Origin of the sequence: Mesorhizobium qingshengii (genome assembly GCF_900103325.1) — a bacterium.
GTDB classification, from domain to species: Bacteria; Pseudomonadota; Alphaproteobacteria; order Rhizobiales; family Rhizobiaceae; genus Mesorhizobium; species Mesorhizobium qingshengii.
Genome location: NZ_FMXM01000015.1, coordinates 59615 through 82967 on the forward strand (window position 1 = coordinate 59615; position 23353 = coordinate 82967).

Annotated in this window: 22 protein-coding genes; 9 read left to right on the plus strand and 13 right to left on the minus strand. The window is 60.2% G+C overall.

Translation table 11 applies throughout. The features are described from left to right. Window positions 1–36 precede the first annotated feature (36 nt). Together BLS48_RS22430 and BLS48_RS22435 are read left to right on the plus strand one after the other, a co-directional pair. On the plus strand, window positions 37–1290 hold the full coding sequence (locus BLS48_RS22430) for an NAD(P)/FAD-dependent oxidoreductase (protein WP_244529775.1): 1254 nt from the start codon (window positions 37–39) through the stop codon (window positions 1288–1290). Between the two features lie 106 nt (window positions 1291–1396). Then, on the plus strand, window positions 1397–2050 hold the full coding sequence (locus BLS48_RS22435) for a GntR family transcriptional regulator (RefSeq protein WP_091582267.1): 654 nt from the start codon (window positions 1397–1399) through the stop codon (window positions 2048–2050). 48 nt (window positions 2051–2098) lie between these two features. Here the strand turns inward: BLS48_RS22435 and BLS48_RS22440 are convergent, their stop codons facing one another. The 5 genes from BLS48_RS22440 to BLS48_RS22460 form a co-directional block, all read right to left on the minus strand. Next, window positions 2099–2548, minus strand: a complete 450-nt coding sequence (locus BLS48_RS22440) for a VOC family protein (RefSeq protein ID WP_091582268.1) — start codon at window positions 2546–2548, stop codon at window positions 2099–2101. Window positions 2549–2552: 4 nt separating this feature from the next. After that, window positions 2553–3332, minus strand: coding sequence for an SDR family NAD(P)-dependent oxidoreductase (locus BLS48_RS22445; protein ID WP_091582519.1), 780 nt, complete (start codon window positions 3330–3332; stop codon window positions 2553–2555). A 93-nt stretch (window positions 3333–3425) separates the two neighbouring features. Further along, window positions 3426–4904: an aldehyde dehydrogenase gene (locus tag BLS48_RS22450; protein WP_091582271.1), complete on the minus strand. Its 1479-nt coding sequence runs from the start codon at window positions 4902–4904 to the stop codon at window positions 3426–3428. A gap of 8 nt (window positions 4905–4912) precedes the next feature. Further along, the gene (locus tag BLS48_RS22455) at window positions 4913–5500 is read right to left on the minus strand and encodes a thiamine pyrophosphate-dependent enzyme (RefSeq protein ID WP_091582273.1); all 588 of its coding nucleotides are present in this window, start codon (window positions 5498–5500) and stop codon (window positions 4913–4915) included. A 5-nt stretch (window positions 5501–5505) separates the two neighbouring features. Beyond that, window positions 5506–6078 (minus strand): thiamine pyrophosphate-binding protein, encoded by a 573-nt coding sequence (locus BLS48_RS22460; RefSeq protein WP_091582276.1) that lies wholly within the window; start codon window positions 6076–6078, stop codon window positions 5506–5508. 100 nt (window positions 6079–6178) lie between these two features. Here BLS48_RS22460 and BLS48_RS22465 point away from each other — a divergent pair, with 100 nt between their 5' ends. The 7 genes from BLS48_RS22465 (at window position 6179) to BLS48_RS22495 (ending at window position 13304) form a co-directional block, all read left to right on the plus strand. Further along, window positions 6179–7114: a LysR family transcriptional regulator gene (locus BLS48_RS22465; protein WP_091582278.1), complete on the plus strand. Its 936-nt coding sequence runs from the start codon at window positions 6179–6181 to the stop codon at window positions 7112–7114. Between the two features lie 108 nt (window positions 7115–7222). Further along, window positions 7223–8371, plus strand: coding sequence for an acyl-CoA dehydrogenase family protein (locus BLS48_RS22470; protein ID WP_091582281.1), 1149 nt, complete (start codon window positions 7223–7225; stop codon window positions 8369–8371). 11 nt (window positions 8372–8382) lie between these two features. Further along, window positions 8383–9123: an NAD(P)H-dependent oxidoreductase gene (locus BLS48_RS22475; protein ID WP_091582283.1), complete on the plus strand. Its 741-nt coding sequence runs from the start codon at window positions 8383–8385 to the stop codon at window positions 9121–9123. After that, the gene (locus tag BLS48_RS22480) at window positions 9116–10246 is read left to right on the plus strand and encodes a CaiB/BaiF CoA transferase family protein (protein ID WP_091582286.1); all 1131 of its coding nucleotides are present in this window, start codon (window positions 9116–9118) and stop codon (window positions 10244–10246) included. Before BLS48_RS22475 ends, BLS48_RS22480 begins: the two co-directional genes overlap by 8 nt. A gap of 12 nt (window positions 10247–10258) precedes the next feature. Beyond that, window positions 10259–11098, plus strand: coding sequence for an HTD2 family dehydratase (locus BLS48_RS22485; RefSeq protein ID WP_091582288.1), 840 nt, complete (start codon window positions 10259–10261; stop codon window positions 11096–11098). Beyond that, on the plus strand, window positions 11092–11904 hold the full coding sequence (locus BLS48_RS22490; RefSeq protein ID WP_091582291.1) for an HpcH/HpaI aldolase/citrate lyase family protein: 813 nt from the start codon (window positions 11092–11094) through the stop codon (window positions 11902–11904). The genes BLS48_RS22485 and BLS48_RS22490 overlap by 7 nt, the downstream gene beginning before the upstream one ends. A gap of 23 nt (window positions 11905–11927) precedes the next feature. After that, window positions 11928–13304, plus strand: coding sequence for an MmgE/PrpD family protein (locus tag BLS48_RS22495; protein ID WP_091582294.1), 1377 nt, complete (start codon window positions 11928–11930; stop codon window positions 13302–13304). Here BLS48_RS22495 and BLS48_RS22500 read toward each other — a convergent pair. The 8 genes from BLS48_RS22500 to BLS48_RS22535 all read right to left on the minus strand — a co-directional run bounded on the left by BLS48_RS22500 (window position 13301) and on the right by BLS48_RS22535 (window position 23187). Beyond that, window positions 13301–14683 (minus strand): aspartate ammonia-lyase, encoded by a 1383-nt coding sequence (locus BLS48_RS22500; RefSeq protein WP_091582296.1) that lies wholly within the window; start codon window positions 14681–14683, stop codon window positions 13301–13303. The genes BLS48_RS22495 and BLS48_RS22500 overlap by 4 nt on opposite strands. A gap of 65 nt (window positions 14684–14748) precedes the next feature. Beyond that, complete coding sequence (locus tag BLS48_RS22505) at window positions 14749–16371, minus strand: GMC family oxidoreductase (protein WP_091582299.1); 1623 nt, start codon at window positions 16369–16371, stop codon at window positions 14749–14751. 75 nt (window positions 16372–16446) lie between these two features. Next, window positions 16447–17238: an aspartate dehydrogenase gene (locus BLS48_RS22510; protein ID WP_167365196.1), complete on the minus strand. Its 792-nt coding sequence runs from the start codon at window positions 17236–17238 to the stop codon at window positions 16447–16449. Window positions 17239–17354: 116 nt separating this feature from the next. Continuing rightward, on the minus strand, window positions 17355–18836 hold the full coding sequence (locus BLS48_RS22515; protein WP_244529776.1) for an aldehyde dehydrogenase family protein: 1482 nt from the start codon (window positions 18834–18836) through the stop codon (window positions 17355–17357). A gap of 78 nt (window positions 18837–18914) precedes the next feature. Next, on the minus strand, window positions 18915–19901 hold the full coding sequence (locus BLS48_RS22520; protein ID WP_143019466.1) for a substrate-binding domain-containing protein: 987 nt from the start codon (window positions 19899–19901) through the stop codon (window positions 18915–18917). Between the two features lie 44 nt (window positions 19902–19945). After that, window positions 19946–20647, minus strand: a complete 702-nt coding sequence (locus tag BLS48_RS22525) for an aspartate/glutamate racemase family protein (RefSeq protein WP_091582310.1) — start codon at window positions 20645–20647, stop codon at window positions 19946–19948. Between the two features lie 27 nt (window positions 20648–20674). Then, window positions 20675–22129: an aldehyde dehydrogenase family protein gene (locus BLS48_RS22530; protein ID WP_244529777.1), complete on the minus strand. Its 1455-nt coding sequence runs from the start codon at window positions 22127–22129 to the stop codon at window positions 20675–20677. Window positions 22130–22254: 125 nt separating this feature from the next. Beyond that, complete coding sequence (locus tag BLS48_RS22535) at window positions 22255–23187, minus strand: LysR family transcriptional regulator (protein ID WP_091582312.1); 933 nt, start codon at window positions 23185–23187, stop codon at window positions 22255–22257. Window positions 23188–23353 lie beyond the last annotated feature (166 nt).

A 23353-nucleotide genomic window follows, 5' to 3' on the forward strand; every position in this document is an offset into this window, starting at 1 on the left:
ACCCCTTTTTTTGCACCAAAGGCCGGGTTATGTCTTATGCAAGGGTGGCGTTGGAAACAAAAAGTATCCAATCTTCAGCGTATGGTATTCAAAATAGGAAACACGGTCAGGATGGGCACAAACTATGACGTGGTGATCGTCGGCGGAGGCGTGGTCGGCAGTTCGATCGCCTACTTTCTATCTGCCAATTCAGATTTCGATGGTAGGATCGCGGTTATCGAGCGCGATCCGTACTACACGGCCTCATCGTCCTCATTGTCGACCAGCGCCATACGCCAGCAGTTCGGCACAGCGCCTAACATCGCCATGTCGCAGTTCAGCATCGACTTCCTACGCGAGGTAAACACGCGGCTTGCTATTGGCGACGAGTTGGCTGACATCGGGTTGTATGAGCCAGGCTATCTCGTGCTGGCGACGCCCGAGCGCGCCGATGCGCAACGTAGCAAGAACCGCATTCAGCGCAGCATGGGCGTCGACGCGGAATTGATCGACCAGGTCGATCTGGCACGACGCTTCCCTTGGCTCAACACGGACGATCTCGCCCTCGGCTCACTTGGCATTGGCAGCGAAGGCTGGTTCGACGGCCCTGGCCTAATGCAGGCCTTCCGTCGAAAGGCGCGCACGCAGGGCGTGGACTATCTTGCCGCGACCGTGACCAAATTGACCATGGCTTCTTCCTGCAAAGTTGGCGAGGTGGTGCTGGACAATGGCGAACGGCTTGCCGCAGGAACGGTGATTAACGCGGCCGGACCATGGAGCGCGGGTATTGCTAGGATGGCCGGCGCGGACCTGCCGGTTGTTCCGAGCAAGCGATGCGTCTTCGTCTTCGAGACACCGGCAAGGATCGAGAACTGCCCCTTCATCTTCGACACAAGCGGCCTCTGGCTCCGGCCGGAAGGTCAGTTGTTCCTGTGCGGTGTTCCGCCGGTGCGCGAGAACGAGCCAGACGATTTTGGCCTGGATGTGGACTACGAACTGTTCGACGAATTGATCTGGCCAGCGCTGGCCCATCGTGTGCCTGGTTTCGAACAATTGCGGATGCTGCGCGCCTGGGCAGGGCTCTATGAGTACAATACTTTCGACCATAGCGGCATCATCGGGCGACATCCTGAGGTCTCGAACCTTGTGCTGGCCACCGGCTTCAGCGGCCACGGCATGATGCATGCGGCGGCAACCGGGTCAGGCGTCAGTGACCTCGTCGCTTACGGCGAGTACCGCTCCATTGACCTGTCGGCCTTCCGCTATGAACGGATCGCCGCCAACCAGCCCATCGAGGAACATGTCTACTGAAGCGAAACGGGCGGCATGGCATCAGATTGACAACGGTGCTATGCGTCCACTTCTTCAATCAAAACGGCGCCAATCAAAAACAAGGCGACCGCCCCCAGGCTGATTTATGCTCGTACAGAAGAAAACCATCTCGACCCAGGTCGCCGATGCCATACGGCAGAAGATCCTGATGGGCGAATACGCTGGTAACTTCCAGTTGCGGCAAGAGCATTTGGCCACCGAGTTCGGTGTTAGCCGAATTCCGGTACGAGAGGCGCTACATCAGCTTCATTCGGAAGGCTTCGTCACGCTGGTTTCCCACAAGGGAGCTGTCGTCACCTCCATTTCCCTGGACGAGATCCTCGAGCTCTACGAGTTGCGGGCCCGGATCGAAACATGGCTGCTTGCCCTTGCCATTCCAAGGATGACGGAGGCGGACCTCGCGCTTGCCCGTGAACGCGCAGAACAGCACCAGGAACAGGGCAGAACAGGTGAGTACTCGAACCAGCTGAACTGGAATTTCCACGCGACGCTCTACGCGCCGTCCGGTCGCAAGGCGACAATCGAATTGGTGGGACGCATCTACCAGCAACTGGAACGATACACCCGCATGATGGTGACGCTCACCGAGATTCAGGTGCAGTCCGACCGCGACCATTGGCAACTCATCGAACTGTGTGAAGCCAAGGATACGTTGCGCGCGGTCAGCCTGTTGGAAATGCATATCATCACTAGCGGAAGATTCCTGGTCGAGCGCCTTCAGGAATTGCGGGGAAGCTGACCAGTTTCCCCGCCCCCTCGTCCAGCCCCAATCCTTCGCGCGGGAAGATCATTTGCCGGGCAGATTGGTTGCCCGGGTCAGCAAGATGACGCCCGCCTTGTTGACCGTGTCGTAATAGGTGAAGCCGGTGCGGTTTTCCCGGCGCCCACGCATCAGCACGGAAAGCCCGTCGATTTTCGCCTTGGTCTCGGCTGCGTCCGCGTCACGGACTTCAAAGCCGATATGGAAGACACCTTCACCCTTGGTATCCAGATGAATGCGCTGCGGTGAAGGATCGTGGTTCGGCTGACAAAGTTGCAGCTGAACGCTCGGCAGGTTGCAGATCCGGTATTGCATCGCCCTGAAACCCTCGGGGCTCGGCACCTGGAGTTCTTCATACTCGGCCAGCGGCGGATAGGACTCCCAAGGCCCAATGCCGATGGAGTCATAGTAGGCCTGCGCCTTGTCGATATCATGCACGACGATGCAGATGTGATGCAGCTTGTCGAAGTTACCCATGTCCTCACTCCTTGATCGGGACCGTATAGTTCAGCACGCGGCGCCCGCCGTCGGGGTAGATCGTCTCGCCGGTGATGTAGGATGCGTCGTCGCTGGCCAGGAACGCCACGACGGAGGCGATCTCGGCTGCGGTTCCCAGGCGACCGAGCGGTGTCCGCGAAAGAACCGCCCGTCGCATTTCCTCCGAATCAATGAATGTCCCGTCCATGACCATATCCGTTGCGATGGTGCCCGGCCCGACCCCAACCACGCGGATGCCGTGGGGCGCGAAGGCGACGGCCGCCGTGCTGGTGACCTGGTTCATGCCGCCCTTGGAGATCGCGTAGGTGGCAACGCGCGGGTTGGCGAGGCCCGAATTGATCGACGACATGTTGATGATGACGCCGCCTCCGCCCTGCGCGATCATCCGGCGGGCCGCGGCCTGGGTGCCCATGAACGCACCCTTCAGGTTGACAGCGAGAACCCTGTCGTAATCCGCCTCGCTGATATCGAGAAAGTCTTGAACCGGAGCGATGCCGGCATTGTTGACCATGATGTCGACACGGCCGAACTTCGCCGCCGCCGCCGCAACCAGCGCATCGACCTGGTCCTTCTTGCTAACATCCGTAACGACTGCCAGCACGCTATCGGCAGTACCGATTTCGCCGGCACATTTCTTCAGTTCCGCGGCATTGATATCGCCGAGGACGACCTTCGCGCCTTCGGCCAGAAAGCGTTCGGCGCAAGCGCGCCCGATGCCACGCGCCGCCCCGGTGACGACCGCCACCTTGCCCGTTTGTCTCATGTCCAATCCCTTCGTCATTGTAAGTAGGCCACGGATTCTGGGAGCGGCATGCCGAGCCTGACGGATTCGGACAAGTCTCCCATGCAGCCTACCCTAACGGATCACGAAGGAATTGGCGGTCTTGCCGGCCGTGTCTATCCACACCGTCTTGGTCTGCAGATAGGAATTGATGGCCTCCTGTCCGCTCTCGCGACCGATACCGCTCCTCTTGTAGCCGCCGAAGGGCGCCATATAGGAAACGGCGCGGTAGGTATTGACCCAGACCATACCCGCTTCCATCGCCGCCGCACCGCGCAGCGCCCGGCCCATGTCGCTGGTCCATATCCCCGCGGCCAGTCCGTAGGGGCTGTCATTGGCAATGGCGAAGGCCTCGTCCTCGTCGTCGAACGGAATGACGGACAGGATCGGCCCGAACACTTCTTCGCGCGCGATCCGCATCGTGTTGTTCACTCCGGTGAAGATGGTGGGTTCCACGAACCAGCCATCGGCCAGTTCACCCGACGTCGGCTTTCCGCCGCCCAGCACGCACTGCGCGCCCTCGGCACGGGCGATGCCGAGATAAGAGAGCACCTTCTCGCGCTGTGCCTGTGTCGTAATCGGCCCCACCTGCGTCTCGGACAGCGCCGGATTGCCTATTCGGGCGCTGGCGGCCAGCGTTATGACGTCCTCCACGAACCGGTCATGTATCTTGCGATGCACCAGCAGGCGCGAGCCCGCGATACAGGTCTGGCCAGTGGCGGCGAAAATGCCTGATATCGCGCCGTTGACCGCGCTCTCGATATTGGCATCGTCGAAGTCGATGTTGGCCGATTTGCCGCCCGGCTCCAGCGTGACGGTCTTGAGCTGTTCGGCAGCCGCACGGTAAACGGCGATGCCGCCGGGCTCACCGCCGGTGAAGGCAATCTTGGCAATGTCGGGATGGGAGACCAGCGGTACGCCGACATCCAGGGGCATGCCGGTCACCGTATTGACCACGCCTGGCGGAAAACCCGCCTGCGCGAACAGTTTCACGAACTCCAGCGTCGAGGCCGAGGCATGTTCCGACGGTTTGATGACGACAGTGTTGCCTGCCGCTAGCAGCGGCGCGAGCTTCCATGTCAGAAGCAGAAGTGGCGAGTTCCAAGGCACGATTGCGGCAATGACACCCAGCGGCTCGTGGCGGGTGAAGGCGAACATGCCCGCCTTGTCGATCGGCAGCACAGCCCCTTCGATCTTGTCGGCAAGACCGCCGAAATAGCGGAACCATTCCGGAATGTAGCGCAGTTGCGCCGTCATTTCGGTGATCAACTTGCCATTGTCGCGCGTCTCGATCGCGGCTATGCGGTCGGCATTTTCGGCGATCAGCTCGGCCATTCGCACCAGCAATTTGCCGCGCGCGATCGGCGTGATGCCAGACCATTCCTTCGACCGGAAGGCCGCCTTTGCCGCCGCCACCGCGGCATCCACCTCGGCCGCGCCACCACGCGGGATCAGCGCCCAGGGCCTGCCGGTAAAGGGATCATGGCTCTCGAATGTATCGGCGCTCGACTGGGGCCGCCCGCCGACCGTGTTCTGGAAGCTGACCAGCGGCATATCGACCCTCAACAGGTGGCAAAGCCCAGATGGGCGCGAAAGCGGTTCTTGACCTCGACCGCATCACGCGGGGGCAACGAGCGCGGCAAATTCTCGGCGGTGATTTTCAGCACGAAAAGGCGCGGGCCGTCGGCCGGGCGACGAAGCTCTTCACACAGCGTGTCGACCTCCTCCAGCGAACGCAACTCGGCGGTTTTCGAGAAGCCGCAAGCGGCCGCGACCTTGTCGAAACCAATGCCCTGGCCGGTATGGCTGGACTGCATGCCGGTCTCACCGAAATGCTGGTTGTCGAGCACGATCAGGTCAAAGTTCTTGGGCCGCGCCACCGAGATCGTCGCCAGCGAACCGAACGCCATCAGCTGCTCACCATCGCCGGTGATCACCATGACCCGCTTCTGCGGCTGGGCCTGGGCGAGCCCGAGGCCGATCAGCGCGGCACCGCCCATGGCGCCCCAGAGATAGTAGTTGTCGTCGCGGTCGCCGGCGGCATGCACGTCGTAGCTTGGCGAGCCGAGACCGGTCACCACCAAGGCGCCGTCGCGCGCGTCAAGGAGCTTCTTCACTGCAACCCGGCGGTCCATTGTCGGTAGCGTCATGTCGTTTACCACTTCTTCTTGCCGAGCAGCCGCTGCCCGATCAGCACCGCGATCTGCTGGTCGGCGTCGAAAGCCATCGCGGCGGCTTGCGCCACCGTCTCCACCAGGTCGTCACCGGTCTCGGCGCGCAGCACCCTGAGGCCGATCGCCTTCAGCGAAGCCTCGGTCGCCTGCCCCATCGGCACCTGCCACGGGTTGAACTCGGCCCATTCGCCTCGCATCGTCACCAGGACGAGCAAGGGAAAGCGCGCATGTACGGGAAGCGAGAGCATGTTGATGCAGTTGCCGACGCCGGAGGATTGCATGAGCACGACGCTCCGCTTGCCGCCGAGCCATGAACCTGCAGCAATCGCGATGCCTTCCTCCTCCGTTGTCAGGACATTGGTGACGACCTCGGGATCCGCGCTGAAGCGGCGGATCAATGTGGTATGGCCGGCATCGGGCACATAGGACATCTGGCTGATGCCGGCGGCCTTGAGCACGTCATAGACCTGATCTGGCCACTGCTTTTCAGGAGCCGCCGGATCAACCGTAAGGGTCGCTGTTTCCGGTTGTTTTGCTCGCACGCTCGCCGTCACCTTGGACCTCCGAGAACTGGATTGGCCTGAGATTACCCGGGTTATGCGATCCAATCTTCGTCTCTTTCTTGTGATCAGATATAATGATATTCGATAACTCATGGAATTATCGCAGCTACGCACCTTGATCCACGTCGCCGAACTCGGCAGCCTCAGCAAGGCGGCCGACCGGCTGCACATCGCCCAGCCGGCGCTCAGCCGGCAGGTGCGCATGCTGGAAGAAGAGCTGGGTTTCGCCCTTTTCCTGCGCCACGGGCGCGGCATGGTACTGTCCGAGCAAGGCAAGCAGGTACTGACACACGCCATGCGCGTGATGGCCGAGATAGACGAGATTCGCGTCACCGCCACGCCCGCCGACGCGCCGCTGACCGGCGAAGTGGCGATCGGCCTGCCGCCCACCGTGGCGGACATTATTTCGGTGCCGCTGGCAGCCGCCTTCGGCAAGGCCCACCCCAAGGCCAAGCTCAGGCTTGTCAGCGCCTACACCGGCTATTTGCTCGACTGGCTGCACCGGGGCGAGGTCGACGTCGCGGTGCTCTACGACCCGCGCATGGCGCGTTCGCTGCGCTCGCGCCCGCTGCTTCTGGAAAACCTCTTCCTGATCGGTCCGCCGGACGCCGGCTTTTCGACCGTGCGCGCCGTGTCCTTCGCCTCGCTTGCCGGCAAGCGCCTGCTGCTGCCCAGCATCAAGCACGGGCTGCGCATCATCGTTGAACGCTGCGCCGCGGAGACCAGCATCACCCTCGATGTCGGCATCGAAGCGGACTCGTATTCGGCGCTGAAGGACCTGGTGCGCAACGGCCATGGCTGGACGATCCTGCCCCTCGCCCCTATCCATGCTGACGTGACCGCGGGTCTGCTTACCGCCGCGCCGCTGATCGATCCCGTGCCTGTACGCCGGCTCATCCTCGCATACCCGGCCGACCGGCCTGCCTCACGGCTGGCGCGGTTCGCCGGGCAGGCGACAGAGGACATAGCCAAGGACCTTGTCGAGCGGGCCGTGTGGGTCGGCCAGCTCTTGGGTTCTGCGCCATGAGCTTTCGAATTTCGGGATATCTGCTCACGCCTGGCTTGCATTGCTGATAGGAGTTCCCAGCGCCATAATGCGAGTCCGGAGCACGATGAAAGGTCGGGCAAAGCCCTCATGGAACTCTATCAGGACATTCGGGATGCGGTCGCCAGGCTCTGTGCCCGGTTTCCCGGCGAATACTGGCGCGCGCTCGACAGGGACATGGCCTATCCCCGCGAATTCGTCGGGGCGCTGACGGAAGCCGGCTGGCTCTCGATCCTGATCCCAGAGGAATATGGCGGCGCTGGCCTGCCGCTCTCCGCTGCCGCCGCCGTGCTGGAGGAAATCCAGCGCGCCGGCTGCAATGGCGGCGCCTGTCACGCCCAGATGTACACAATGGGCACGCTGCTTCGCCATGGCTCGGGAGCGCAGAAGCAGCGATACTTGCCGAAGATCGCCGCCGGGGAATTGCGCCTGCAAGCCTTTGGCGTCACGGAACCGACCAGCGGCACCGACACGGGTGCGCTCAAGACCACCGCGCGGCTCGACGGCGATCATTTCGTGGTCAAGGGCCAGAAGATCTGGACCAGCCGTGCCGAGCATTCGGATCTGATGCTGCTTTTGGCGCGCACCACGCCGCTGAAGGACGGCATGAAGAAGACGGACGGCCTCTCCGTCCTCATCGTCGACATGCGCGAAGCGGTCGGCAACGGGCTTACGATCCGGCCGATCCGCACCATGATGAACCACGCCACCGCCGAGGTCTTCTTCGACGATTTGCGCGTGCCGGCCGAAAACCTGATCGGCGAAGAGGGGAAGGGATTCCGCTACATTCTTTCCGGCATGAACGCCGAGCGTATCCTGATTGCCGCCGAATGCGTCGGCGATGCGAAATGGTTCATCGAAAAGGCGAGCACCTATGCGAAGGAGCGGCATGTGTTCGGCCGGGCAATCGGCCAGAACCAGGGCATCCAGTTTCCGATCGCCAGGGCCTACGCCAACATGCGCGCCGCCGAATTGATGGTGCGCGAGGCGCTGACCCTCTACGAAGCCGGCAAGAACCCCGGCGCCGAAGCGAACATGGCCAAGATGCTGGCCGCCGACGCTTCGAACGAAGCCGCCAATGCCTGCATACAGACCCATGGCGGGTTCGGCTTCGCCGAAGAATATGACGTGGAGCGCAAGTTCCGTGAGACCCGCCTCTATCAGGTCGCGCCGATCTCTACCAACCTCATCCTGTCATACCTTTCCGAGCATGTGCTTGGACTGCCGCGATCCTACTAAGAGGTGCCGCCTTGAATGTCCTGATCGTCTATGCCCACCCGGAAGCGAAATCCTTCAACGGCGCCATGAAGGATCTCGCGGTGGAAACCTTGACCCGCGGCGGCCACGATGTGGTCGTCAGCGATCTTTATGCGACGGGCTTCAACCCTGTCGCCGGACCGGGCGACATCACACGTGAACGCAATGATCCCGATTTCTTCAGCCTGCCACGCGAGCAGACCGCCGCCTATGAGGCCGGCGCGCTCTCGACCGACATCAGCGGCGAGATCGAAAAACTGAAGCAGGCGGACTTCGTGCTGTTCCAGTTCCCGGTCTGGTGGTTCGGAATGCCCGCAATTCTCAAGGGCTGGGCCGACCGTGTCTTCGCGCGCGGCTTCGCCTATCTGCCGGGCCGCAAATACGACACCGGCATGTTCAGGGGAAAGCTCGCCATGGTGGCCGCCACCACGGGCACGTCGGCCGACACCTATGCGCCCGATGGCATCGACGGCGATATCCTCACCGTGATGTGGCCGATCCACAATGGCCTGCTGCGCTATTCCGGCTTTGACGTGCTGCCACCCTTCGTCGCCTATATGCCGGGCCGTGTCGGCGACGATGGCCGCAAGGCCTATCTGGAGGCCTACCGCAACAGACTCGAAGACATCGACGGCACGCCGCGCCTGTTCTTCCACCCATCCGAGGACTACGGCAGGAACGAACGGCTGAAGCCCGGTGTGCTTGCCCGCTCCGGAGTGCAACGCAATGTCTGATGCCGGCCGCCCGCTCGAAGGCTTGCTTGTCGTTTCCATCGAGCAGGCGGTCGCCGCTCCGCTTTGTACGGTTCGCCTCGCCGACGCCGGCGCGCGCGTCGTGAAGATCGAGCGCCCGGAAGGTGAAACCGCGCGTCACTACGATTCCGCCGTCGAAGGCATGTCGGCATATTTCGTCTGGCTCAACCGCGGCAAGGAGAGCGCGGTGCTCGACCTGAAGGCAAGAGACGACTTGGCTTTGCTGCACCGCATGGTGGCGCGGGCGGATGTCTTCGTGCAGAATCTTGCGCCGGGCGCCATCGACCGGCTCGGCCTCTCAGCCAATGCAATTGCGAAAAAATTCCCTCGGCTGATCGCCATCAACATCGTCGGTTACGGACAAGACACGCCTTATGCGTCCATGCGCGCCTACGACATGCTGGTGCAGGCGGAAAGCGGCATCTGCGCCGTAACCGGCACACAGGACACACCGTGCAAGGTCGGGGTTTCCGCCGCCGATATAGCCACCGGCATGAATGCCCACGCGTCGATCCTCGAAGCCTTGTTGGCGCGCGAGAAGACCGGACGCGGTCGCATCGTCGAAGTCGCCATGTTCGACGGCATGGCCGACTGGATGACCGTGCCACTGCTGCACTACGAATATGCGGGCCGAGAGACCCAAAGATATGGCTTGGCGCACGCCTCGATCTATCCCTACCGGCCCTATGCCTGCCGGGATGGCGCCGTGGTCGTGTCCATTCAGCAGAACAGTGAATGGAAGCGCTTCTGCAGCATCGTTTTGCAAAGACAGGATCTGTTCGCGGACGAACGCTTCGCCGCCAATGCCTGGCGGGTGGCCAATCGCACGGCACTCGACGCCGAGATCGAACCGATCTTCGCGGCAATCGACTGCGACGACGCCATAGACCGTCTCAACGAGGCGCAGATCGCCTGGGCTCGGGTGAGCGCGATGCATGACCTGCCGCACCACAAGGCGTTGCGCCGGACAGAGGTGGCATTGCCGGATGGCAAGCGCATCGCAGTACCAGTGCCGGCGGGGCGGCCGGGGGGCTTCGCAACGGTCCCCAGCGTCCCCGCTCTCGGTGCTGATACGGACCGGATCCGGTCCGAATTCGCCGCCTGAAGAGGAAGCGTGATGAGCCCGGACACAAGCACAATGCTGCAGGAATGGGTTGGGCGCACGCGCGAGGTCGAGGACATCGTGACCCCGCGCCTATTGGCCAGCTTCGGTGCCATGCTTGGTCCTCACGCGGCGCAGACCGATCAGGTCGCGCCCGGCCTGCACTGGTGCCTGACGCCTGACATCGCCGACGCGCGTGAACTCGGGCAAGACGGACACCCGGCCAAAGGCGGCTTCCTGCCGCCAGTGCCGCTTCCGCGCCGCATGTGGGCGGGCAGCGACCTGCGTGTCATGGCGCCGATCCGCGGCGGTGACGCCATCCACCGCCGCTCGACCTTGACCGCTATCGAGGAGAAGCAAGGCCGCACCGGCCCGCTCGTCTTCGTCACGGTCCGGCACGACATCGCCAATGACGCTGGTCCGGTAATCGAGGAGGACCAAACCATTGTCTATCGCGCCGCCGATGCCGTCGCGACGCCCCCTGCGCCGCCGACAAGTCCACCCCCGGCCGCATCGCACGAGCGCATGGTTGACGTGGATCCGGTGCTGCTCTTTCGTTACTCCGCGCTGACCTTCAATGGGCACCGCATCCACTACGACGCGCCTTATGCCATGGCGGTCGAACATTATCCCGGCCTCGTCATCCACGGCCCGCTCCAGGCGACGCTGCTCCTGAATTTCGCTACCGCCATTGTCGGCCAGTCGCCGCGCCGCTTCTCATTTAGGGGCGTGCATCCGGCGACCGGTCCACAGAGCCTCGTCCTGAGCGCAACGGCCCGAGACAAGGACGGCATGGCGTTGGAGGTACGATCGGCGGACGGGCAAACAACGGTGAAGGCCACGGCGCAATGGTGAGCTTCGTCACGCCTATCGCGCCGCTTTTTGTGCCGGGCTCGCGGCCGGACAGGTTTGCCAAGGCCGACAACAGCGGGACGGACGCGATCATTCTCGACCTTGAGGATGCCGTCGCCCCTGCCGACAAGGACCACGCAAGGGAGGCGGTTGTTGCTCATGCGGCCGCGTTGAAATCTCCAGTAACGATCCGCATCAACGCCGCCGGCACCTTTTGGTACGAAGCGGATATCGACGCCGTACGGCGCCTCGACGGCGTCGCCATCATGCTGCCCAAGGCCGAGCGTCCCGAAGACATTGCCAACCTCACCGGTCGGGTTGCGCGCGATGTCTGTGTCATCGCACTCGTCGAGACCGCCTTCGGTCTCGCCAACCTGCCGGATATACTGGCCACGCTTGGCGTTGTTGCCGTCGCCTTCGGCTCGGTTGATTTTTCGCTTGATCTCGGTTGCGCGCATGATCGGCTGAGCCTGCTTGCGGCGCGCCACGAAATCGTCTGGCGCTCGCGCGCGGCTGGTCGCACCGCGCCGATCGACGGCATAACGACGGATCTCGGCAGTCCCGAAATCGCCGAGGATGACGCACGCCACGCGATGAAGATGGGCTTCGGCGGCAAGATGGCGATTCATCCGAGACAAATCGAGCCGATCGGCCGCGCCTTTCGCCCTGGCTTGAGCGAAATCGCCTGGGCGCGCGACATCGTTGGCGCAGCCTCATTGGGCGAAGCTATCCAGGTGAATGGCGAGATGGTGGATCGGCCTGTCATCGAGCGGGCAAGGCGGATCCTCCGCCGGGCCGCCTTGGTCTAGAGGCGCATGCAAAGGAGGAACTGATGAGCCCGGGTACAGCCGATTGGCCGACCGCCAGACTTTGCGCCTTCATCGCCGAACTCGACTTCGAGCAGATTCCGCCGCGCGTCGTTCATTTCGCGAAAGGACTGATGATCGACTGGCTCGGCTCGGCTCTCGCCGGCAAGGGCGCGCGCCAGGTCGAGATCATCGACAGCTTTACCCGTATGATGGGGCCGGCGGACGGCCCAAGCACCATCATCCCGACGAGGCGGCGCACAAGTCCTTACTTCGCGGCGATGGTCAATGCGGCCGCCTCCCACGTCGTGGAACAGGACGACGTTCACAACGGCTCGGTCTTTCACCCCGCCGCGGTAATCTTTCCGGCGGTGTTGGCGGTTGCCGAAGCTGAGGGGAAGACCGGGCGAGAAATGCTGACTGCCTGCATCGCCGGCTATGAGGTGGGCATCCGCGTCGGAGAGTTCTTGGGACGCTCACATTACGAGATCTTCCACACCACGGGCACGGCTGGCACTGTCGCCGCGGCCGCGGCCGTAGGCAAGCTGCTCGGGCTGGACGCGTCTGGCCTCAACCATGCACTCGGTTCCGCCGGCACCCAGGCGGCCGGGTTCTGGGAATTCTTGCGCGACGCGGCAGATTCCAAACAGCTTCATACAGCACGAGCGGCCTCCAACGGCCTGTTTGCTGCCTATTTGGCCCGCGATGGTTTCAAGGGCGCAGCACAGATCCTCGAAGGGAAGAAGGGCATGGCTGCCGGCATGTCCAGCGATGCCGATCCGACCCGCCTGATAGATGGGCTCGGCAGCCGTTGGACAACCGAGGAAACCTCCTTCAAGTGGCATGCGTCCTGTCGGCACACGCACCCGGCCGCCGACGCGCTGCAATCTCTCATGCGCCGCGAAGGGCTGGGCCCGGACGACATCGCAGACGTCGTGGCCCATGTCCACCAGGGAGCCATCGATGTGCTGGGCGCGGTGGACATTCCTCAAACAATCCACCAGGCGAAATTCTCCATGGGCACGGTGTTGGGGCTCATCGCAGTCCATGGCGTCGCCGACCTCGATGCATTCGAACGCTACGCACTTGCCGATGAACGTGTTGCGCGCCTCCACTCGAAGGTGCATATGGAAATCGACGCCGAGGTCGATGGCCTCTATCCGAAGCAATGGATCGGCAAGGTGAGCGTCACGACGGTTGGCGGCCGCAAACTGACTGCCCGCGTCGACGAGCCCAAGGGCGACCCCAGCAACACGCTTGCGAAACAAGAGTTGGAAGCCAAGGCTATACGCCTTGCTGAATTTCGAGGCGGCGCCACTGCTGACGAGATGCGCGCCTGCATTAGCCAAATATGGTGCCTCGATCAACTCGGTCGGGCTGCAGATTTGTTGGCGAAACTCTAATCTGTGAACGCAACCAAGCGCTCCAGTGCGATTGAGCGGATGTCCTCCGGCAGATCCAGCAGGACTTCTCTCAGATGACGGCCTGAATCCAGAGCATGTTTTGCGACCGTTGCAGCTCTTTCATAGCCAAGGACGGGCACCAGCAGAGTGGCGAGCGCTGTGCTGGCTTCAAGAAGCGCCTGGCATTGGGCTTCATTCGCTTCGATACCGCAAACGCATTTCTCGCGAAACACGTTGATGACATTAGTGAGTAGTCGCATCGAACCAAGAGTGCTCGCCGCTATCACCGGCTCCATTGCATTGAGCTGCAATTGACCTGCCTCGGAGGCAAGCGTGACTGTCAGGTCCATGCCTATGACATGAAAAGCAACCTGGTTCACAACCTCTGGAATGACTGGATTGACTTTGCCGGGCATGATTGATGAACCGGGCTGCATTGGCGGCAGAATGATCTCGGCAAAGCCTCCGCGCGGACCGCTGGACAGCAATCGCAGGTCACTGGCGATCTTCGAAAGCTTGGTAGCAAGTCGCTTCAGCATGCCGGAATACAAAACAAACGCTCCGGTGTCCCAGCTCGCCTCTATCAGGTTTTGGGCAGACACGAGGCGATACCCTGACAGTCGCGAAAGTTCGGCAATGACTTGTTGGCGATAGTTGAAATCAGCATTGACGGACGTCCCGATGGCAGTGCCGCCAAGATTGACTTCCAGGAAGACGGCGCTCACTTGGCGAAGCTTGTCGACATCCTCGAAGAGAGCCGTTGCGAACGCATGAAACTCCTGGCCAAGTGTCATCGGAACGGCATCCTGCAACTGTGTGCGACCAAGCTTGCGAACCAAATGGAACTCATCGCCTTTTCGGCTGAATTCCCGAGCTAGCCGGTCCAGCGCTTCGGAGAGAACGGCGTTGGTCATGATGATGGCGAGCCGGACAGCGGTCGGGTACACGTCGTTCGTCGACTGCGACATGTTTACGTCGTCGTTCGGGTGAATGATGTCGTAGCGCCCAAGCTCAAGGCCCATATGTTCAAGGGCCCTGTTTGCGATCACCTCGTTGATGTTCATGTTGGTGGAGGTACCAGCCCCACCTTGGAAAAGGTCGATCTGGAAGGCGGACGCAAGCTTGTTTTGAACAATGTCCTCGCAGGCGAGTTCAATTGCGGCCGCCTTTTCGTTGTTCAGCCGCCCATTCATCGAGTTGGCCTTTGCGGCAGCCATCTTGATCAATGCAAGGGCCTTCAGCAGATTTGGCAAATTGTTGATCGGCTCGCCTGAAATCGGGAAATTCTCAAGGGCTCTGACGGTCTGGGCGCCGTAGTAGGCAAACCGAGGCACGGAGACCTCGCCGAGCGAATCCCTTTCCCATCTCACGTCTTGCATCGGTTCAAACCATCCATGGTAATATTCAACGGCCCGTGTTGGAGCCGGCTCGTCTGCAGAGCGCGTCAGTTGCTCGAAAGCAACGAGCGGCCAGCGATAAGATCGGCGGCCTTCTCGGCGATCATTATAACTGGCGCATTGATATTGCCTCCCACAAGATCGGGCATGACAGAGGCGTCAACGACCCTCAGTCCTCGCGTCCCGCGAACCCGAAGGCTCGTGTCTACAACCGCCATTGGATCTGCGTCGGTACCCATCTTGCACGTGCCAAGGGGATGATGGACAGTGATCCCGGTCGCATGAATATGCTCGTCGATCTCACCGTCCGAAAACCCAGCCGGGGCAATTTCTCGATCAACATATTTTCGCATCGGCCCTTGGCGACCAATATCCCTTGCCATGCGAAGGCCCGTGCGAAGCAGTTTCCGGTCGTTTTCCCTCGTAAGGAAATTCTGGACAATGCGAGGAGCCATTCTCGGGTCACTGGTCTTGAGGCTGATGTGTCCGCGACTTTCCGGCCGAATAACGATTGCCCGAAGCGCAAAGCCATCTTCATATCCCCTATAGAGGGGGCCCAGATGCGGCGTAGCCGTCATCGGAGCGGCGACAGGCTTGAATTGCAGATCGGGAACCGGTGAATCCGGTGAGCTCTTGAGAAAAGCCATGCTTCCGGACGGCAGATCCGTGGCCATACCCTTTCCGAGGAAATACGCACTCGCAAGGTCGCGAACGATCCGGTCGGCGCGCATTCGCCTGTACAAAGGGCCGGCCTCGCGCCGGCGGTAGTTGACCGCGGCCGATATGTGGTCCTGGAGGTTCTTGCCCACGCCCGGTAGTTCTATTCGAGTCCGCACGCCTGCGCCCGCGAGTTCGCCCGGGTCGCCGATACCGGACAGATTGAGCAACTGGGGTGAGTTGACAACGCCTCCACATAAGATGACCTCGCGGTCCGCATATACGGCGCGCACCGATCCACGCTGCAGGTATCTGACACCAGTCGCGCGGTCATTTTCGAATTCGATCTGGGTGGCAAGGGCCTTGAGTTTCAATGTCACGTTTTGCCGTCTTAAAGCTGGCTTGAGATAGGCGGCTGCCGCACTACAGCGGCGGCCGTCCTTGATGGTGAATTGCCATTCACCGAATCCTTCTTGTTGTGCGCCGTTGTAGTCGGAAGTGTATGGGTGCCCTGCGGCGAGACCCGCGGCTGTGAAGGCCTCGACCAGCGGATCATTGTATCGCGAGAACCTCGTGGTGAGCGGACCGCCGCCTCCGCGGTAGGCATCGGCGCCCCCTTCCCACGTCTCCTGGCGCCGGAAATATGGCAAGACCTCGTTGTACGACCACCCCTGCAGGCCGCTGGCGGCCCAGCGGTCATAGTCCGCTCGATTTCCCCGCACATATGCCATTGCGTTGACCGAGGAGGAGCCACCAATGACTTTTCCACGCGCAAACTCCATCGGCCTGTTGCCGATCTCAGGCTGTGGCTCTGAAAAGTACATCCAATCGTCGATGCGCTTGAGCAGAAGGCGCGGCCAGCCAAGTGGTATGTGAATCAGGGGATTTGAGTCCCAACCGCCGGCCTCAAGCACAAGCACGCGGACATCTGCATCTTCGGAAAGCCTATAGGCCAAGGTGCAACCAGCGGAACCCGCTCCCACGATGATGTAATCGTACGTCTCACGTTCCATCGAAGCCAACTTTCGTATCTTCAGAAAGGTATGCCTACCTTGCCCGTAAGGCGGCAGGACGCCTATCCAGGCTGGTTAGAAACGCACCCCTGGCATCTGCAACAAGATCAGCCGCACCAGCGCCAACGCTGCGAGTTGAGAAGACTTCGGATTGGTCTCCAGCGGCTTATTGTGCACCTCGACGCTGATAGTGCCAAAAACGCCGGTAGCCTTGATCCTGTGCCTATTCTCAGTCGCAGACGGATCGACCACCAGTTCAACGCTGGCCGCGTCGAGGCCGATACCGCTGCTCTTTGCCGTGATGACTGCGACGTTGGCGTTCGCAGGGAATGTGCTCCCCGCCAGTCTGGCAGTGCCCCTAAAAAACGACATCGGAGCAGCGGCGACTCCATCCAGCAGCCCGTCGGCTGCCGTTCCGCGCCATGCGGCGGGCGGCTTGATGATTTGGTGGTGCAGGATGTCGACGCCAACCAATGACACGGCAGCCAGCCCATCAATGCCCGCGACTGCACCAGGAGAAACGATGAGCCGGCTTCCATTCGTAATCGCCAGCCTGCGCATCCGTTCAAAAAATGCATCATCCGCGAGTGCGCTGGCCGACGAAACTATGAATGTGCGGGAGTACATCAAAGCAGCGTCACCCCACATCGAAACCGCTTCGCGGCTCGCCGCCTCGACCACTACGTCCGGTGCGATTTCGCGAAGCGACTCAGGCTCGGTCACCAATCTGGCGCCTGGCACCGCCGCAGTCGATTCTTGGTCCGCAGGAAGCCCGATGGCCACGATCTGGACTTCGGGCGCGGCCTTGCTCAAAACATCCACCACGTGGCGATTAATTGCGCCGAAACCAATGAGGGCGATCTTCACGACTTTGTGGTCTTTCCTGCGCTGGACGGTTGGAGCGGCGGGCTGTCGATACCCGAGGTCAATCGCCGCTTTGGCTCTGAGTTGAACGAAACAATGCGTGCGGCTCACAACCTGGCTTACAGGGTGATGTGCACGTTCTTGGTTTGAGTGAACGAATAAAGCTCAGAAAAAGCCTCTTCGCGACCGATACCAGACATCTTATACCCGCCAAATGGTGCTCCAAGTATATGTGGTCCGGCATCGTTAACCCATACATATCCACTTTCCACTTGCCTGGAAGCATGGTGAGCATTTCTCAGATTGGTAGTGAAAATTGATGCGGTCAGGCCATATTCGACGGCGTTGACATCGCGGAACATCCCTTCCTCATCCGTCCATTTGATGACAGAAATAACTGGGCCGAATATCTCTTCCCGAGCGATGCGTTTGGACATGTCGACATCGATGAAGACCGTCGGATCGATGAAATTTCCTCCCTGCAATTCCACCTCCGCCGGTGTGGTACCGCCGTAGACGAGACCGGCTTCATTGCGGCCGATTTCGATGTAGTTCTTGATCTTGCCGAGCTGTGCGGGAGAAATTATCGCTCCCATGGTGGTCGCCAGTTCGGTAGGAATCCCCGGCTTGAAGGAAGTGATCTTCTCAAGCAATCCGCTCACCACCTCGTCGTGGATGCTTTCGTGAACGAAGACCCGCGAGGTCGACCCGCATGACTGTCCGCACCAAGCGAAATTCATGCCTCTGACGGCGCCGTCGACGGTGCGGTCAATGTCGGCATCGGGATAGGCGATAAGAGCGTTCTTCCCGCCAAGTTCGAGTGCAGTGTGCTTCAGACCTTCTGCAGCCGAGATCGCCGCAGATCTGCCGGCTGGCACACTACCGACAAGACCCACGACCCGTGTCAGCGGATGCGAGACAAGTGCCCGACCGCACTCGATGCCGCCGGTCACAAGACTAAGAACACCGGGCGGTAGAATGCCATCAATGAGCTCCATCATGCGTATGACTGACAGCGGCGCCTGCGGTGGCGGCTTGAGGATCACGGTGTTTCCCGTCACAAGGGGCGCGGCCAGCTTGCCGGCCGCAAACATCAGCGGATGGTTGTAAGCGAGTATGCGCACGCAAACCCCGTAGGGTTCCTGCAAGGTAAGATTCAGCTTGCCTTCCCCGACCGGCATGACCTCCCCCTTGGCCTCGATGGCCAAGCCGGCGAAGTAGTCGATAAGCGCCGCGCCGTCCAACACGTCGCGCGTCATCGCTCTTACCGGATTTCCGCAATTGGCGGAGTCCAGCAGCGCCAGTTCCTCAGCATTTTCACGCAATACCGCCGCGACGCGCTTCAGCAGATCCGCGCGCTCCATTGGCTTGGTCTTGCGCCAGGACAAAAAGGCCTTGTGCGCAGCTGCTATAGCCCTTTCGACGTCCCGCACATTGGCTTCCGCAACGATCCCGAGTTCAGTTCCCCTGCCGGGGTTGTAAGTGGTTGTCTCGCCGCCTTCGGCCTCCTCCCACCTGCCATCGATGTACAGTCCGCGTTGGCGCGGGAGCGCTGCCGAAACAGCCTCGTCCATGGTGGGAAATCGGCTAAAGAATGACATGTTGGAAATTCCTCATTTACTGCAGACGCAAGCTGCTTCCGAGAAAACCGAGATATTCTGCTTGGAATATTCCGCGCTTTAAGTTGCCAGCATCTCGCTGAAGAAAAGCTCCTCCGGCTCGATCTTTCGGGAGATTAGCCCGTCAAGGAAAGACCAGTTGATCATTGTTTCGAGCACTTGACGGTTCGCGGCAAAGCCGCTGGCCCAATAATCTTGGCCCATGATCGCCTTGGTACGATCCAATTCTTGACGCAGCCACGGAAGGCCGATCTTGAGCGCCTGCTCGTACGCAAGATCGGCGCTAGCAACGCTCTGCGCCTCGGCAAATGCCCCGTACACATCCCCAACGAGTGTTGCATCCGCCTTTGCATCGGCGGTGCGCACACCGATCAGATGCATGATGGGGAACACTCGTGTTTTCGCGTAATATTCCTTCTCGACCGCTTCGGAATCTTCAAACAACCGCCTGGATCTGGCGTGGGGTTCCATGGCACTCTTTATTGGTTTGTATGCAAGAATGGCGTCGATCTCGCCAGCCAGCAGCAAGTCGTCCAGCAGAGCTCCGTCCGCCGCGACCTCGATAGATATTCCCTTGTAGAGGTTTGGAATCGGGATGGTGTCACGCTCCCTTTCGTTCACATCGCCAACCACCCAGCGCATCTGGCCCGCCTCGACGCCGAACTGGTCACGCAGCCCTCCCCGCGCCGCCAGCGCCGCCGTCATCGAATACTCCCGAACGCCTACCTTCCGGCCAATGAGATCGCGGGGATGATTGATGGGGCCATCCTTGCCAACATAGAATGCCCCATGGCGAAAACTGCGGGAGGGAAAGATCGGAATGCCCAGATAGGAACATTTGCCATCGACCCGCATCCGCAGGAAATTGCTGAAGGAGAGCTCGCTGACTTCGTATTCGGCCGACGTGAATGCCTTGGAGAAGATCTCCTCGAGCGGCTTGTCGATCATCACCACCTCTCGCCCTCCGACCGGGATTCTGCCGTCATAGAGCGCTTGCGTGCGATCGTATCGCCACACAGCAACATTCAATTTTGCAACACTTGCCATGTCTTCAGCAGTCCTGAGTGCAATGATTTCGCGATTGCGGGAGTTCAGATCCCCGCAAGGATTTGATTGATGTGCAGCTCGGCCACATCAAGGAACGGGAATTCCGGCTTCTGTTCTGCATAGAAAGACGACAAGTCCGTTCCCGCCAGGACAATTGCCTGGGCTCCCCGCTTGATGATGAGATCATTGGCCAAATGTCTGAAATACTCGACTTCCGCCTTAGTCCCACGTTTCCCATACAACGCGATGTCGTTGTACGTGTCGTGGACAACGTTGATTTCCTTGGGATCGAGCTTGACCACCATGCGTTCCGGAACAGAACCGAAGATATCCGACGCCATCACGGCCCGGTTGCCAAAAATGGCAACGCGCTCCAAGCCGGCGGCCTTTAAGCCACCTTCAATGGATTCAAGGACATTGATGATAGGACCCCTCGATGATTTCTTGATGTCGTCGATCGCAAGGTGTGGTGCAACGGCTGTTATAGCCACGGTGTCCACGCCCGCATCGAACAATTCATTTGCCAACGAGCCTAAATAGCTTCCAAGGCCAGCACGATTTGCAGAACTTATATAGCCCAACACAGTGTTGACGTCGGCGTGCCTTAGCGTGAGATGCAGCGGAATTTTAGCATCATTGTACCTCTCCAAGATCTTATCGTAGTAGAATACGCCAGCTCTGATCGCCAAACCGCCAACCAGGCCGATCTTTGTCGGTTTTATATTCGAAGCAGGCTTTTCTACCATGATTTCCTCCTGAAATTCGGCTGCGTGTCAATTGTAGTTGATCACTAAGTGCTTGATCTCTGTCATCTCTTCCATGGCAAACCTTGTGCCCTCGCGGCCGAGCCCAGACTCCTTCCATCCGCCGAAAGGCATATTGTCGATGCGATAAATGGGCACGTCGTTGATCATCAGCCCCCCGACGTCCCAGTCCTCGAGGGCTCTAAAGGCTTTGCGGATGTCAGCGGTAAACAAGCCACCTTGTAACCCGTAGCGCGTGCTGTTCGCCCGCAGGACCGCCTCGTCGAAATCCGAGAACGAGTTTATCGTCATCACAGGCCCGAAGATCTCCTCGTCCTCGACCTTCATCCCCGCCTTGGTGTTCGCCAGAAGCGTCGGCTCGATGATGGAACCTGCTTTACCACCGCCGATCACCAATTCGGCGCCGCCGGCAAGTGCCTCGTCGATCCACAGCTTGATCCTATCGGCGGACTTCTGGTCGATAACCGGACCGACATCCGTGTCGGCCAGGGCTGGATCGCCCACTTTGCAGTTCAGTAACTTTTGTCTCAGACTATCCTGAAACGCCGAGCGAATACGGTGATCTACTAGAATTCGCTGTACGCCAATGCAATATTGCCCGCCATACACCACACCGCCGCGAACGCAGCGCGTCGTCGCAAGATCAATGTCGGCATCGGCGCAAACAATAACCGCGGCGTTGCCACCAAGTTCAAGCGCGACTTTCTTTCTTCCGGCTATGGATTTGATATGCCAACCGACGGCAGCCGATCCTGTGAAGGTCACCATGTGAAACCTGTCGTCCCTAACCATGCGCTCGGCGAGCGGCACGGGACAATGCACGACCGTCAGAACGCCTTCGGGCAAACCCGCGTCTTTGAGAATCTCGGCCAGTAGAACCGCCGTAAGTGGCGTTTGCGGCGCGGGCTTCAAAACCACCGAATTGCCGACCGCAAGCGCTGGCGCCACCTTATGGAGAACCAGATTCAAGGGAAAGTTGAACGGTGCAATTGCCAGGATCGGCCCGATTGGAAACCTCCGCGCCAAACCTACGCGACGGCTTCCTGCGATCATCGTTTCATGGCTCACGCTGGCGAGATCCATTCGGGCGCCGCCAACCCCGGTGTTCTGGTACTCGAAAATGCCACCATCCATGTCGAGCGGAATTTCCACGCCGGAAAACCGCCTGGCTTCAGCTGCCGCATTTGATAGATTGAAGATCGATCTGGCGACCTCGCCGCGCGCATCATAAAGTGGTTTTCCTGCCTCGGCGGAGATCAATGCGGCAGCATCTTCCCGACGCTGCCGAAGTATTTCCGAGGCGCGTTGAAGGATGTCAGCACGAACAAAGCGCGGCAAGCGTCTGAACTTTTCGAAAGATGAAACGGCACCTGCAATGGCAGCCTCGACCTCAGCCTCGCTAGCTATCGGCATTTCGCCGACGAGCTGCCCGTCGAACGGTGAGTAGATCCTATCCTTGGACAATGCGTTTCCCTCGCCAGAAATGCCGGTCGAACCGACCTTGTTGGCAGGAAACTGTCACATCGCAGGTGCGCTTAAAATATCAAAATATTGAACTTGCCGCTCTAAAAATTAGAGCGACCGTCTTTTCATTGGTACTGGGTGTCGACGTCGGCATCCGCGCTATCCAGTGGCTCGCCGACCAAAAGCGCCACCAGGCTTTTGAGGAAGGCCTCAGCCGCGATTGGCAGAAGCCTATCGGCATGCACGCACACCTCCACTGATGACGACCTCAGTTCTGGCACGTCAAGTCTGATTGCTTTCACCATTCCCGTCTCGACATCCCGCCTGGATGACAGAAACGGCAGCAGGGTCACCCCAGCGCCTGAACGGGCGTAGCCACGGAGGGCTTCGATCGAGTTGGTTTCGAGGACCACATTGAGGTGCAATTTCTGCGTAACGCACCATCCGTCCACCAACTTTCTTATCCCGAAGGTGGTGTCTGGAAGCGCCAAGGGCAGTTCGAGAAGTTCCGCAATAGTGATTTCATCGCGGACAGCAAGTTCATGGCTTTTTCCGACGATCGCATAGAGCGGATCCTGGACACGATGGGCGACGTGCACGCCATCCCGGGCAGGCGAATGAAAAGCGATCCCTATGTCTGCATTTCCCATCCGGATGTCCTCGATGACAGCGTCCGTTCCCATGGCTCGCAAGTCGAAGGTGATCCCCGGATGCCTACCACGGAAATTGGCTATTATGTCCGACAACGGACCGGCTACGACGCCGTCTATCGATGAGATTCGAACATGACCGCGCTTCAGGTTGTTGAGATCGTCGAGGCTCTGGCGCAAGCGATTGCGCTCCGCTTCGATTCCCTTGGCATAAGAGAGGAAGGCCTCTCCGGCCGCGGTCAATTCGATACCCTTGACGCTTCGCTGAAAGAACTCGGCGCCGAACTCTTCCTCGAGCAGCTTAACCTGACGGCTGATGGCTGAAGCTGCCACGTTCAATCGGTCGGACGCGGCGCGAAAGGAGCCCTGTTTCGCCACCTCTATAAAGTATCTTGGACCAGAATCCATTCGCGCCCCCACGCTCTAATTATTAGAACTTAGTCTTCCAGATATTGATATTTTCAGCGCACGTCAAATATGAGAGCGTCAACGAAGCGTCCGACTGTGGCCAGGACATCGGGTCGAGAATGATCCCGCTGAATTCCAGTCGAGACCAGCCAGATAGGCAAAAAAA